Annotated in this window: 12 protein-coding genes; 9 read left to right on the top strand and 3 right to left on the bottom strand. The window is 48.7% G+C overall.

Going from position 1 to position 12,573, the window contains the following annotated elements:
• Positions 1-135: 135 nt before the first annotated feature.
• Entirely contained in the window at positions 136-369 is a 234-nt protein-coding gene (locus H6G00_RS14035; RefSeq protein ID WP_190797212.1) for a DUF433 domain-containing protein, read from the top strand.
• A gap of 62 nt (positions 370-431) precedes the next feature.
• On the opposite strand, the gene H6G00_RS14030 is transcribed toward H6G00_RS14035, so the two are convergent.
• Together H6G00_RS14030 and H6G00_RS14025 are read right to left on the bottom strand one after the other, a co-directional pair.
• On the bottom strand, positions 432-1,169 hold the full coding sequence (locus H6G00_RS14030; protein WP_190797211.1) for a peptidase E: 738 nt from the start codon (positions 1,167-1,169) through the stop codon (positions 432-434).
• 150 nt (positions 1,170-1,319) lie between these two features.
• Positions 1,320-1,874, bottom strand: a complete 555-nt coding sequence (locus H6G00_RS14025) for a thioredoxin domain-containing protein (protein WP_190797210.1) — start codon at positions 1,872-1,874, stop codon at positions 1,320-1,322.
• Between the two features lie 543 nt (positions 1,875-2,417).
• Here H6G00_RS14025 and H6G00_RS14020 point away from each other — a divergent pair.
• Entirely contained in the window at positions 2,418-4,826 is a 2,409-nt protein-coding gene (locus tag H6G00_RS14020; protein ID WP_190797209.1) for a glycoside hydrolase family 65 protein, read from the top strand.
• A 56-nt stretch (positions 4,827-4,882) separates the two neighbouring features.
• On the opposite strand, the gene H6G00_RS14015 is transcribed toward H6G00_RS14020, so the two are convergent.
• Positions 4,883-5,707, bottom strand: a complete 825-nt coding sequence (locus H6G00_RS14015) for a nucleotidyltransferase (RefSeq protein ID WP_190643759.1) — start codon at positions 5,705-5,707, stop codon at positions 4,883-4,885.
• Positions 5,708-5,845: 138 nt separating this feature from the next.
• Between H6G00_RS14015 and H6G00_RS14010 the strand changes: the two genes are divergently transcribed.
• The 7 genes from H6G00_RS14010 to H6G00_RS13980 all read left to right on the top strand — a co-directional run bounded on the left by H6G00_RS14010 (position 5,846) and on the right by H6G00_RS13980 (position 12,555).
• Positions 5,846-6,253, top strand: coding sequence for a hypothetical protein (locus tag H6G00_RS14010; RefSeq protein WP_190797208.1), 408 nt, complete (start codon positions 5,846-5,848; stop codon positions 6,251-6,253).
• 199 nt (positions 6,254-6,452) lie between these two features.
• On the top strand, positions 6,453-8,960 hold the full coding sequence (locus tag H6G00_RS14005; RefSeq protein WP_190797207.1) for a histidine kinase: 2,508 nt from the start codon (positions 6,453-6,455) through the stop codon (positions 8,958-8,960).
• On the top strand, positions 8,957-9,589 hold the full coding sequence (locus H6G00_RS14000; RefSeq protein ID WP_190797206.1) for a response regulator transcription factor: 633 nt from the start codon (positions 8,957-8,959) through the stop codon (positions 9,587-9,589). The genes H6G00_RS14005 and H6G00_RS14000 overlap by 4 nt, the downstream gene beginning before the upstream one ends.
• 316 nt (positions 9,590-9,905) lie before the next feature.
• Positions 9,906-10,319, top strand: a complete 414-nt coding sequence (locus H6G00_RS13995; protein ID WP_190797205.1) for an AraC family transcriptional regulator — start codon at positions 9,906-9,908, stop codon at positions 10,317-10,319.
• A 147-nt stretch (positions 10,320-10,466) separates the two neighbouring features.
• Complete coding sequence (locus tag H6G00_RS13990) at positions 10,467-11,717, top strand: DUF4336 domain-containing protein (RefSeq protein ID WP_190797204.1); 1,251 nt, start codon at positions 10,467-10,469, stop codon at positions 11,715-11,717.
• 287 nt (positions 11,718-12,004) lie between these two features.
• Entirely contained in the window at positions 12,005-12,370 is a 366-nt protein-coding gene (locus H6G00_RS13985; RefSeq protein WP_190797203.1) for a DUF1257 domain-containing protein, read from the top strand.
• An 11-nt stretch (positions 12,371-12,381) separates the two neighbouring features.
• Positions 12,382-12,555, top strand: coding sequence for a hypothetical protein (locus tag H6G00_RS13980; protein WP_190797202.1), 174 nt, complete (start codon positions 12,382-12,384; stop codon positions 12,553-12,555).
• Positions 12,556-12,573 lie beyond the last annotated feature (18 nt).

Here is a 12,573-nt window from a genome sequence, read left to right as displayed (position 1 = left end):
ACTAGCATCTTGCTAAACAGAACCTACTCATTAGCTGGCGTTGAAGCTGTGCTAGGCAACGGTTGCGGGGTTAATGTTACCGTTGAGAAGTAGCTTCTTGCCACTGGTGAGAATAACAAAACCTGAGAATGAGATATGGCAACGACAAAGATTAGAAAGACTGCTGGAATCTGCAATGGAGCTGCTTGCATTGGTCGAACGCAAATTCCCGTATGGGAGTTGGTTGCTTTGCGATCGCAGGGATGTTCAGACGCTAACTTACTCAGCGACTACCCCCAGCTAACCCGCGATGACTTGAAAGCTGCTTTTGCCTACTACGCTCAAAATCCAGAAGAAATTGATGCGGCGATCGCAGAAGCTGAGGGCTAGGAGGAAACCAGAATAGGGGAGGGGCGATCGCCTATCACTTTTCTCTCAGCTCAAAGCCCAATTCACTGCGAAAAGCCTGTGGAACTTCCTAAATAGATAGGTTCCAGAGGCGTTTCTTCAACACCCTGAGCTTGCCGTTCTACCCGATATGCTTTTGCGGAGGGGCGAGAACTCACGATCTTCGCTAGGGTTCCGTTGATGAAGTGTAAGCCAACGCCATCATCTGCCGCATAGCCATCTTCTAACACACCCTCTGTCACCAGTTGATGGTAAGCGGCTCGACGGTTGGCTTCTCCGTCATAGTGAGGACAGTGGCTACCCTTGAGCAAGCCCAGACATCTGAGAGGTTTGAGAACTCCATTGCCAGGATAATCACTCACCCCGGACTCAAACCAACAGAGTGAACCTGCACTCAATCCGCAGAGAACTGTTCCCTGCTCCCAAGCCTCTTTGATCAAGCGGTCTAATTCCCAATCGCGCCAAAGCGCCACTAAATTTTTGGTGTTGCCGCCTCCCACATAGATGATGTCTTGCTCCAGCAGAAAGCCTCGCAGGTCAAGGGTGGGTGGATTAAACAATGAGAGGTGACTGGGTTGGCATGAGAATTTTAAGAAAGCAGAATAAAACTTGACGATGTAGCGATCGCTATCTCCACCAGCAGTTGGTAAAAAACAAACTTTGGGTTGAGCTTTATCAACTAGCCCAAGGATGTATTGATCGAGTAGAGGGTTATCGGGTTCCATTGAGAAACCACCCCCACCCATTGCCACAATGTGTTGGTCTGAACCGGATGTTGGCATTCTACTCGCGCCTCAGTCATCAGAATAGTAAGCTGTTTAAGCCATCTAAGCCATCATTGTATGAGTGACTCGCTGAACTTAGAACAATTGTTGCTCATAAAATCGCCTAAACAGAAGCAACGTCCGAAGTTTGGTTCGGGTCAGCCTACATCATGATTTAGGCTGGGATTGCGTCATGACCTGCAAAAGCAACTGTTCTAGACGCTCAACGTCACCACACCGAATGCCAACAAAAAAGGTGGGAGTTTCGGCAACCCCGTTTTGCTGCCCACTTTCGATATCTGCTTCCACCCGCTCGGCATGAACATGTTCTGATAACTCCCTCAAAAATTGGGGAATATCAAGGTGCAGTTGAGCGGCATAGGTGACAATGTCGCTGTCATCAAGTGCTTGCTGATTTTCAAACAGCAGGTCGTGCATTTCCCAAAACTTGCCCTGATTAGCTGATGCTTCTGCGCTCTCGGCGGCTCTATAGGATTGTGGATGACGGTGAGGTTGTGGAAAATGGCGAAAGACAAAGCAAAACTGATCCCCCAATCGTTGCTGCATGGTTTTGATCAGTTGATGAGATCGCCCCGACTGCGGACATTGATAGTCGCCGTATTTCATTAAAACAAACCTGGCGCTAGGCAACCCTCGCACGTGATCGCGATCGCTCAAGGGCGGAATCACCTGACTTGTTTCACCATAAGGATGGGTAGACATTAAACATATTGCTTTGGGTGGATAGCTTTAGCCTAAAGGCAATGCTTATCGCTGTCACCTAGAGTCGAGTCAGCCCGCTTCCCCTAAAAAGGATCATCCTAATTGCCATTCTTGGAGATAGTTTTATGCCTGACCAAATGGTCAGGCAGCTAGTGGGAAAGGAGTAGCTGCGTTGATTAGCACTGCTCTAAAAGTTAACTCTGGTTAGATGCCAAACACCTGCAAAAGGGTGTTTAATCCAACAGATAGATTAGGCTAATTGTCCTAACAGGCAATTGCCAGCTTTGCCGAGCGTTCCTTAGGTCAGAAGTACTGTTCATGTTGCTGTAAAAGGCTCCCAGTCTGCTGACCCAACGCGATCGCAACTAATACCAAATCCGTTTATGAAGTAGCGGTATCGGTAGGGGCGAAGCATTCGGCAAAAGAATTGTGCTTCAGTGGCAGGGATTGTGACCGAATGCTTCGCCCCTACATCCAGTAGTGCTTCTTTACGAAATAGATTCCGTATAAATTCTCTGTTTGAAAATTTATCTCACCATGCCCATGTCCTTTCCTGATAACGCAGCCATTCTGAAAGATCCCTGGTGCATTCTGTTTGAAGGGTATGACCCTGAAGCAGAAGGCTATCGAGAAGCTCTTTGTGCATTGGGAAACGGTTATTTTGTGACTCGTGCTGCTGCACCCGATGCAACAGCAGATGACATTCACTATCCGGGCTGCTACCGGGCAGGTCTTTACAATCGTCTGGTGAGTCACGTCAATGGAGAGGACGTAGAGGACGAATCTATTGTTAACCTACCAAACTGGTTGCCGCTCACGTTTCGGATTGATGATGGCGACTGGTTTTCCATCGATCAGGTTGAAATTCTTGCCTATCGTCAAATTCTGTATTTGCGATCGGGAATTTTGCAGCGTGATATCCAGTTTTGCGATCGCCAGGGACGACAAACAACCCTACGTGAGCAGCGGTTTGCCAGTATGGCACAGCCCCATCTAGCTGGACTGCGCCTGGAGCTAACGGCTGAAAACTGGTCGGGTGCTTTGGCAATCCGTTCGGCGATCGATGGACGGGTGAATAATAACAACATCGAGCGCTACAAACACTACAACAAGCAGCATCTAGAGCTATTAGAGGTAAATGTTCTAAAACCGGAAGTCCTCCGGCTGGTGATGCAAACCAACCAATCTAGAATTGAGGTGTCGTTAGCCGCACGAACTCAGGTCTTTGTGAATGAGAACCGGGTTGGGTCCGAATGGATACCTGATCAAGAAAATACTTATATTCAAGAACAGACGCAGATTTCAGTTACTCAGGGTGATGTAGTGGCGATCGAGAAAGTTGCTGCACTGTATACATCGCGTGATCCGGCGATCGCCAGTTGCATAGAGGCGTCGCACAAAGCCGTTCAGGATGCACCTGGTTTTACCGATCTATTGGGGGATCACCAACACGCCTGGGAACGGCTCTGGATGCGCTGTGATATCGAATTTGAGCCAGTAGACTACCTGCGCGTAACACGGCTGCATCTGTTTCACATTCTTCAAACCATTTCACCGCACACCGCAGACCTGGATGTTGGAGTGCCATCACGGGGTTGGCATGGAGAAGACTATCGCGGACACATCTTTTGGGATGAAGCCTTTGTACTGCCCTTCCTGATCTATCGTTTTCCTAGCATTGCCCGCTCGATGTTGCTCTATCGCCATCGTCGTCTCAATGCAGCACGAGATTTAGCTCGTCAACATGGCTACCGGGGCGCAATGTTTCCCTGGCGCAGTGCCAGTTCTGGTGGCGAGGAAACGCCCCGCTACCAGTTCAGTTTGTTTTCTGAGAACTGGATGCCGGACCATACCTGGTTGCAGCATCACATTAGTGTGATCATTGCCCATACTGTCTGGAAGTATTACACCATTACCGATGATATTATTTTCCTATGCGATCAGGGTGCTGAGTTGTTGATTGAGATTGCTCGATTTTGGGCAAGTCTCGCAACTTATAATGAGGAGTGCGATCGCTATGAAATCCGGGGAGTGATGGGTCCAGATGAATATCACACGGCTTACCCTGACGCAAACACGCCTGGTATTGACAACAACACTTATACAAATGTGATGGTAGTGTGGACGCTATGTCGAACTCAAGAAGTTTTGGACCTGTTGCCAAACTCTCGTCGCATAGAGCTCTTTCATGCTCTATCTCTAAACCAGGATGAGATCGATCAGTGGCATACGATTAGCCAGAAGATGCACGTAGTCACCGAAGATGGTAGATTGAGCCAGTATGAAGGGTTCGATCGCCTACAGCCATTAGATTGGCAGCAGTTTGACGAGGAGCGAGTTAACTGGGTATTAGAGGAAAAAGGCGACGACATTAACCGTTACCATGTCGCGAAACAGGCAGATGTGGCGATGCTGTTCTTTTTGCTATCCGTGCCGGAAATTCAGGCATTATTAGAACAATTGGGATATGCCTGCGATCGCACTCAAATGCAGCGCACAATCGAGTATTACTTTGAGCACACAGTTCATGAATCTAGCCTGTCGCATTTGATTTATGCAGGTGCATTCGCCAAACTAGACTGCAAAAGATCCTGGCATCTCTTTACTAAAGTTATCCATACCGACCTGGCAGGCGATAGCAGTGGTGAAGTCAAGAATGGTATTCATCTAGGAGCAATGGCAGGAACGCTGTATATCCTTCAGCACCATTATCTCGGTTTGGAGATCCATAAAGGCAGCATTTACCTAAACCCGTCATTTCCAGAACAACTCACCCATCTGCGACTGAGCTTACAACACCATTACAACGATCTGGAAATCGCGAAAACGGATCATCATCTGCATCTCACGGCCGCAGACTCTAATCCATCCTCAATCACGATTGTCTACCAGGGAGAAGCAATGAACTTAGAACCAGGAGTTTCAAGATCTTTTGCCTTAGAGGAGATTTGAATCTACCTGGTTACAGAATTTGATATCACATTCGATATCACATCAGATTACACTTCTTACACTTCACAAGGTTCATTTGTATCGGTTTCCTGATGCAAGTGATCGATCCACTCATTGATATCTGCTTGGGTCAAATTTCCTCTAGGCTTTAATCTTGCATCTTTATACTGCCATTGCTCCACGTCGGGTCTGTATTGCAAGGGGGCTAGCAATGTTCCCTGGCACAGCTTTTCAGTAAGGTCAGGTTGGCTGCCTTCCTGTCCAAGTTTCTGACCCAATTGCTGCATTACCCAGCCAGGAATGCGCGATCGCTCTCCTGGATAAATAAAGCCAAACAACACCAGATGACTGAACAGTACCCGCCAGTGCTCCCCAAACTGAGCTACGAGCCGTGACCAATCCATGCGATCGCTATACGCCAAAATCAGGTGAGCAACATCCGCGCCATCAAAGCGATCGCGCGCCATGATATATGCCTTTGACCAGATCATTTCCTCTGGCGCACACACCTGCACTGGCATCCCTAACACCTCATCTGAAATCGCGTGTTCAAACCAGGCATCGGTCACGGGCAAGCAACCGTGAGCAGAGTTAGAAATGATATCCACATAATTTTCACCGTGGTATGCCTTGGCTAACCAGTGTGGCACCGCAATTTCTGTCTGATATCCTGCCTGAGCAAAGACATCTAGAATCGGTTGAACATCGGTAGAACGGGCGAAAATGTCCAAGTCCTTAGTGTGGCGGGCAATTCCTGTGTAACGCTCAAAGGCGTAAGCACCACCCACTAAAAACGGCAATTGTGCTCGATTCAAAATGCCCAATGCTTCGCAGTAAAATTCGCGAGTTTGAGGATCAAGTTGTGCTTGAGAAAATGGCATAAGTTCTTTTATCAGTTAGAAGAACTGCTTCCGTGATAACTTGTTGAAGCATCCAGGAGTTATCTATAGTGGGCGATCGCCTGACACGATTCCTCAACCTAAAGACCGAACTTCAGCCATCTTTACTGAATCATAAAAATGCACCCAAAAAGCTTTGGCGGAGGGTTTGGCTCCCGAATGCTGCAAGCCTGGGGAGAAGCACCGATCAAACAGTTTGTGCATGAAGCCGTAGAAGAAGCCCTCAGGCTAGAATCAGCCCTGGCAAAGCTAGACACCTCGCAGCGGGTCGCTGTACTACACTATTCCCCCATTCAGGAAACGGTGGAGGGAGAACCTTGTGATATTTTGCCGTTTCTGGGCTCTAGCCGCCTGGAGGAACCTTTAAATCGCTTTTCGGTGGCGTTTGCCCTACACGGTCATGCTCACCACGGACAGGTCGAGGGGCGAACCAGTAGCAACATTCCGGTTTACAACGTTTCTATGCCGCTGCTGAAGAAGCATTTTCCTGACCAGCCCCCGTTTCGTTTGCTGGAAGTTCCTGTATAACCTGGGTTATTGCACTTTTGACGAACGATTTTCGCAGGGGCATGGCATTGCCGTGCCCCTACAGAGATTTGTGGTTTATCCAAGTGGAAATTGCTGTAAATCCCTATTCATGATTGGAAGTCTGCTCTCAGGCGCTTTATATTGAATCTGAAGGCAAGTCATTTCTTCTGAAAAGTTGATCAAGCTGGAGTCAGCACCGATGCAGGAACCATTCCTTCAGGATGATTCAATTGCCCAATTGCCGCATAGTCCCCTGACTCCAGAAAATGACAGATTCAATGAGCTTCAATTTGGTTTTGCCCAACCAGGGCTGGACAAGACTAATTTGCTTAGCCACAATTCTCAAACGGAAATACGGCACGATCGCCTCCTGGAAACCACCGCAACCGTAGCTCACATATTGCTGACCGCAGCAAACCTGGATAGCTCCATCCAACAGTCCTTACAGTTGCTCGGTGAGACTCTGGAAAGCGATCGCGTTAACGTGATTGAAAACTTTGCCCCGGATTCAAACACTCTATTTCCCCATTGGCGGGTGTTGTACGAGTGGGATTCACCCGGCACTCCTTGCCAATTTTCTGATTCGACTGCGGCTCAGGGTAGCTATGAAGAGATTCCAGAGATATTTGAGCGATTGCAACAGGGGCAAACCGTTGCTTATCTGATCGAAGATTCCCCTGAACCTTTCCGCAGCAGTCAGCTTGCCGTTGGTGTAAAAGCAACTTACCTTGTACCCATTCAAGTTGAAGGACAGTGGTGGGGAGCCATTGGATTAGATGACTGCCAGAAGGTGAGACACCGCAACCCAGCAGAACTGAGCGTATTGGGAGTTTTGGCAAACTGTGTAGGGAGTGCCATTCAGCGGCAGCGAACCCAGCAAGCTCTGCTACAAGCAGAACTGGTGCGAGTCACAGAACTAGCTCGATCGAATGAAGCCTTGCAGCAGACCATCGATACCCTCGGTGCTTTAGATAACTTTGATGACTTTATCCCCGCAGTGCTGGCGATTGTAGCGCGGACATTTAATGCTGCTGATTGCGCTTACTACGAACACAAATGGGATCAAACTGTGTATTTGCGCTACTGGTATAGCAGTGGCAAAATCCTCAATCCTATGGAACTGCAACTGCTTGACCCAGAGCATCATCAGGTACTCCATCAACTTGCCACTGGATTCACCGTGCCGCTGGAGCATCTGCATGGCACAACCGTTCGAGACCGCACACACGCCGTTATTATCGACCACACTTGTGCTAAAAGCGTGCCAGATTTTCATGCCTTCGCGATTTCCCAGGGCTGGGGACTGGAACTCAACCAACCTCTCCTGGTTGACGGCAAAGCAGATGGGGCACTGGTAATCTACCGAGGGATAAATCAGCCCTTTTCAGATGTAGAAATCATGCTGGCTGAGGGACTTGCGAAACAGCTTGCACTCGCGATGCAAGCCAGCCGACTTTCTGCCCAGGCTCGCGATCGCGCTGTGGAAACGGCGATCGCCCGTGAGCGGGAGAAAGCTGCTCAGCAGCAAGCAGCCGAGTTAAGTCGAGCGAATACCTTGCTACGAAACAGTTTGAGTCGTTTGTCTACCGAGCCTAACTTAAACGACGTGCTGGGGCAATTGTTGCTCGAAGTCACTCGCTATGCAGGCGCATCGGTAGCACATGTGTTTAGCTATGATGCCACTCAAGATGCACTCACTCTGAAACTGCGGGTGCGAGATGAACAAGTGTTTTGGACAGCGGCTGACGATGAACCTGCCATTTTTCGATCGCCCATTTCTGTCACCACCACACCCGTCTTTACTCACCTTTGTCAACATCCTCAACTTGCAACCCTCAACATCAGTGAGTTTTCAGGGCGACTGTGGGCTGGTGTTTCAGAATGGTTTCAAGCCAAGAGACTTCGAGGAACGAGTAGCTGCGTATTGCTGGTAGGCGATCGCCCCTTTGGTTTCCTAGCAATGGCGTTCTCCCATCCCGTTGCCCTGCGCTTGGTGGATGAAGAACTGATTTTGGCACTGGCGCAGCAAATTGCCCTGGTGATGCAGCTCACCACTCTTGCGGAAGCCGCAAAAGAAACAGCCTTGTTAGAGGAACGCAATCGTTTTGCCCGCGACATTCATGACACAATTGCTCAGGCTTTAACAGGAATCATCCTGCAACTGGAAGCGACTAAAGGTATGGTGGCCACTCAACCCGAAGTCGCCCATGAACACCTGTCACGAGCCCGTGCCCTCGCCCGTGAGGGCTTGGCAGAAGCCCGTCGCTCGGTTTGGGCACTGCGTCCAGAAGCCTTAGAGTCACAGGATTTGCTGACCGTCCTCCATTATTTTGCACAGCGCATGACCACTGGCACTCGGTTGAAAGCAACCGTTGAGGTGACGGGTACTCCCTTCCCGCTTTCTCCCATGATCGAGATGAACCTGTTACGCATCGGGCAAGAAGCTCTGACCAACGTTTTAAGGCACGCTCAGGCAACAGCGGTTTACCTGACGCTGCATTTCGGATCTGAAGCGGTGCAGTTAGACGTGGTAGATGATGGACAGGGCTTTGACCCAGAGCAGATTACAGTAGATCAGGGGTTTGGGCTGATCGGAATGCAAGAGCGATCGCAACGACTGGGCGGTCGTTTCAGCTTGAGCAGCCAACCTGGATCGGGCACTACAATTTCAGTAACCGTACCCCCGTCGGGAGGGCAAGCAACATGACCTCTTCACCCATTCGCATTCTCGTGGCAGAAGACCATGCTGTAGTTCGGGATGGTTTAGTAGCAATTCTCAATCGAGAAGCAGATATGACGGTTGTTGCCGAGGCAGAAGACGGTCAGCAAGCAGTAGAACTCTACGATCTGCATCAGCCTGACCTGACGCTGATGGATTTGCGAATGCCCAATCTAGATGGTGTGGAGGCGATCGCCCAAATTCGAGCAACTGCTTCCCAGGCAAAAATCATTGTGCTGACAACCTACGATACCGATGAGGATATCTATCGGGGGCTGCAAGCTGGAGCGCGAGGCTATTTGCTCAAAGACACCACTTCTGAGGAACTGTTGCAGTCCATTCATACGGTGCATCAAGGACAGCGATATGTGCCGTCTAACATTGCCCTGAAATTGAGCGATCGCCTCGGCGCAACCGCACTCACCCAGCGAGAACAGCAGGTGATTCAGCTATTGGTTAATGGCAAAGGCAATGCTGATATTATGTCTGCCCTGAACATTTCTGAAGGCACCGTCAAGTTTCACATCAACAATATTTTGAACAAGTTGAATGTGAGCGATCGTACCCAGGCCGTCATCGTTGCGCTCAAGCGTGGACTGGCTCGTCTCAATCCTTAATCGCGTTTGGGTCCTGAGAGCATTTGGGCAACATCCTGGTTTTTTGATCAGGTATAAAGCTCTCCTCTAGCCCAGTAATTTTGATGTTCCTTTGGAGAGGAATTGGGCTGACTTGGTTCTAGGTGACAGCAACAGACATTACCTTTAGGCTGAAGCTGTTTACTAGTAATACCCATTTAAACAGATTTCGCGACACACCAATTTCTGTAGGGGCGCACTGCGGTGCGCCCCTACCTACATCTGCAACCTATTTAAATCAAATTAGCATCCAGAACGATAGAGAAGCTTCATAGTGCAAATCATCAGTAAAAGGACGATGAATAACAACTTACAGCAGCCCCCTATCCTGATCGATCGCCCCCTCCCCACTACTGGTGATCTACCCATCAATCCCCTTTCAACCAAAGGACTGTCACCTTGCAAGTTGAGAGCAGTCCTTGAGTATATTCATCTCCATATGAATGAAGGACTCTCTTTAGAGGCGATCGCTACTCACGTCAACATGAGTCAATTTCATTTTTGTCGTCTATTTAAGCAATCAATTGGGGTATCGCCCTATCACTATTTGCTGCAACAGCGGATAGAACGCGCTAAACAGCTATTGTTGCAAAACCAACTCAGCATTGCTGACATTGCGCTGGAAGTTGGCTTTTCCAATCAAAGTCACTTGTGTTTTCATTTCAAACGCTCAGTGGGCACTAGTCCTAAACAATTTGCTCAGCGATCGTAGCCAAGCATCGGTTCCTCACAGTACACATCGGACACTCCGCCGAGGGTCGTGAATTTTGTTGAAACAAGTAACAAGTAACCCCCGAAGGCACACATTCTGCTCATAGTGTTACAAACTTGGAGAAGGACGTGAATGTAGTCAAGAGTTATGAGCGCAGAGCATGGGTCAAAAAGACAATCGCAGGAGCGATCGCCTGATCTGAGTCTTAATCCCAAAGACTGGTCATGGAACTTTTGGCCCGCTGTACCCCTGTACCCCTACAGCAAGCGACGCACCCTTCGACGGGAAGTGGTAGCAGACACCATTTGGACGTTTGATCAGCTTCAGGGCATCCTTTACACGATTGTGCCAATCCGGATGACCGTCGTAAAGCTGGAAGCAGGCGGATTGCTCGTCTATGCCCCGGTTGCACCGACCAATGAGTGTATTGAGTTAGTTAAAGAGTTGGTGGCAGTCCATGGAGAGGTTCAGTACATCATTCTGCCGACTTCTTCAGGGTTGGAGCACAAGGTTTTTGTAGGTCCGTTTGCCAGACGCTTTCCGCAAGCGCAGGTGTTTGTTGCACCGAATCAATGGAGTTTTCCGTTGAACCTGCCGCTCAGTTGGCTTGGCTTTCCCAAAGGTCGAACTCATGTGCTGCCAGAGGACAGCAGCAAAGCGCCTTTTGCCGATGAGTTTGACTACGCAGTGCTGGATTTTAACTTGGGGCGAGGCTCCTTTGCAGAGGTGGCAGTCTTGCATCGGCGATCGCACACGCTGCTCGTGACGGATTCCGTGCTTTCTGTGCCAGAGGAACCACCTGCGATCGCCCAACTCGACCCATACCCCTTGCTGTTTCACGCCAGAGAGAGTGCCCTTGAACAACCAGAAAACACCGAAGCCAACCGCCGTAAAGGGTGGCAACGGATTGCACTATTTGCTCTTTACTTTCGTCCAGGTGCACTAGAGACCGTTGGATTGGGGCAGACACTAAGCGATGCATTTAAAGCACCTGAGCGCTCCAAAAAATCATACTTTGGGCTATTCCCATTTCGCTGGAAAGATACCTGGAAGCAGTCATTTCAGGCTTTACGGAGTGATGGAAGACCCTTTGTTGCCCCTATTTTGCAAACACTCATTCTGATTCAGGCACCCAAACAAGTTCTTGAGTGGGCAGATCAGGTTGCAGCATGGGATTTTCGCCAAATTATCTCCTGTCACTTTGACGCACCCTTTAAAGCCAGCCCACAACAGTTTCGACAGGCTTTTAGCTTCTTGGAGAAAGAGGCTTCTACGAATGCAGATTTGTTGATTAGTAGAAATCAGCACTTACCCGAAACAGATTTTGAATTCATCAGGAATCTGGAAGCCAATCTAGTCAGGCGTGGTATTGCTACCCCACCTAAGGAGAAGGTGTAATAGGAGTGTTATCTACGCAGGCAGCCTGATTCTGATTGAGCAGCCTGGGATGTATTTATTAAGCAGTCAAGTATTGCGATGTACGAGAAACACCTTGAACAGAGCACACTGCTCCGTACTTTGGAGGGTTGTGATTAACGGCAATGTCTCTCTTTAGAGCAATAAAACTTAACATTGTCTTATCTATCTTGGTGATAGACATGCCTCTCAGGTTTGGGGATTACTCTACGCCTGTAGGTAGTGTCGCTCACTTTAAAGGATTGGATTAATCATCAAGGAAATTTAATATGTCTCACTTTAGTACATTACGAAGCAAACTAACGGATGCTGAAATTCTAAAAGCATCATTACAGGATTTAGGGATAGAGGTGAAAACGAATACTGGGGTACGAGGACTATGCAATCAAACCGTTCAAGCTGACATTGTTGCCGTGTTGGATGGTGATTGTGATCTAGGCTGGTTGCGTCACTCAGATGGTTCACTTGCTATAATCGCTGACCTTTGGGGTGTTGCGAAGAAGCACGATCTGACAAAACTGATGGATGTGGTGAATCAAAAATACGCAATCAACAAGACGTTGGCAGAAGTGAAACGTCCTGGCTTACAACATGCAAATGTCAAACTCTCACTGCAAAACCATATAACCGCATAAGTCCTACAGATATGAATGATATGAATGCCACAAAGTCACAAAAGCAGGAATCCGCTGATCCGACCAAGCGTGATGTGATTACTCCTGAAAAATTGCCGAATCCAATCTTTCGTTTTGCTGTAACGCTAGCGGTTCTGCTTCCCATCTTATTTATTGCTGTCATTTACTATAGCAGCATCAGTTAACCTGCTTGATTTGGTTAC

Origin of the sequence: Leptolyngbya sp. FACHB-541 (assembly GCF_014695875.1) — a bacterium.
In the GTDB taxonomy this organism is placed as follows: Bacteria; Cyanobacteriota; Cyanobacteriia; order Elainellales; family Elainellaceae; genus JAAUTN01.
Note: the sequence above shows the minus strand (reverse complement) of the source record. Positions and strands in the feature narration are given on the sequence as shown.

What these genes read in the sequence shown, in the direction of transcription:
- H6G00_RS14000 (WP_190797206.1), top strand. Translation starts at nt 8,957, where the DNA reads ATGACCTCTTCACCCATTCGCATTCTCGTGGCAGAAGACCATGCTGTA.
- H6G00_RS14030 (WP_190797211.1), bottom strand. Translation starts at nt 1,169, where the DNA reads ATGCCAACATCCGGTTCAGACCAACACATTGTGGCAATGGGTGGGGGT.
- H6G00_RS14005 (WP_190797207.1), top strand. Translation starts at nt 6,453, where the DNA reads ATGCAGGAACCATTCCTTCAGGATGATTCAATTGCCCAATTGCCGCAT.
- H6G00_RS13990 (WP_190797204.1), top strand. Translation starts at nt 10,467, where the DNA reads ATGAGCGCAGAGCATGGGTCAAAAAGACAATCGCAGGAGCGATCGCCT.
- H6G00_RS13985 (WP_190797203.1), top strand. Translation starts at nt 12,005, where the DNA reads ATGTCTCACTTTAGTACATTACGAAGCAAACTAACGGATGCTGAAATT.
- H6G00_RS14015 (WP_190643759.1), bottom strand. Translation starts at nt 5,707, where the DNA reads ATGCCATTTTCTCAAGCACAACTTGATCCTCAAACTCGCGAATTTTAC.
- H6G00_RS14025 (WP_190797210.1), bottom strand. Translation starts at nt 1,874, where the DNA reads ATGTCTACCCATCCTTATGGTGAAACAAGTCAGGTGATTCCGCCCTTG.
- H6G00_RS13995 (WP_190797205.1), top strand. Translation starts at nt 9,906, where the DNA reads ATGAATAACAACTTACAGCAGCCCCCTATCCTGATCGATCGCCCCCTC.
- H6G00_RS14020 (WP_190797209.1), top strand. Translation starts at nt 2,418, where the DNA reads ATGTCCTTTCCTGATAACGCAGCCATTCTGAAAGATCCCTGGTGCATT.
- H6G00_RS13980 (WP_190797202.1), top strand. Translation starts at nt 12,382, where the DNA reads ATGAATGATATGAATGCCACAAAGTCACAAAAGCAGGAATCCGCTGAT.
- H6G00_RS14035 (WP_190797212.1), top strand. Translation starts at nt 136, where the DNA reads ATGGCAACGACAAAGATTAGAAAGACTGCTGGAATCTGCAATGGAGCT.
- H6G00_RS14010 (WP_190797208.1), top strand. Translation starts at nt 5,846, where the DNA reads ATGCACCCAAAAAGCTTTGGCGGAGGGTTTGGCTCCCGAATGCTGCAA.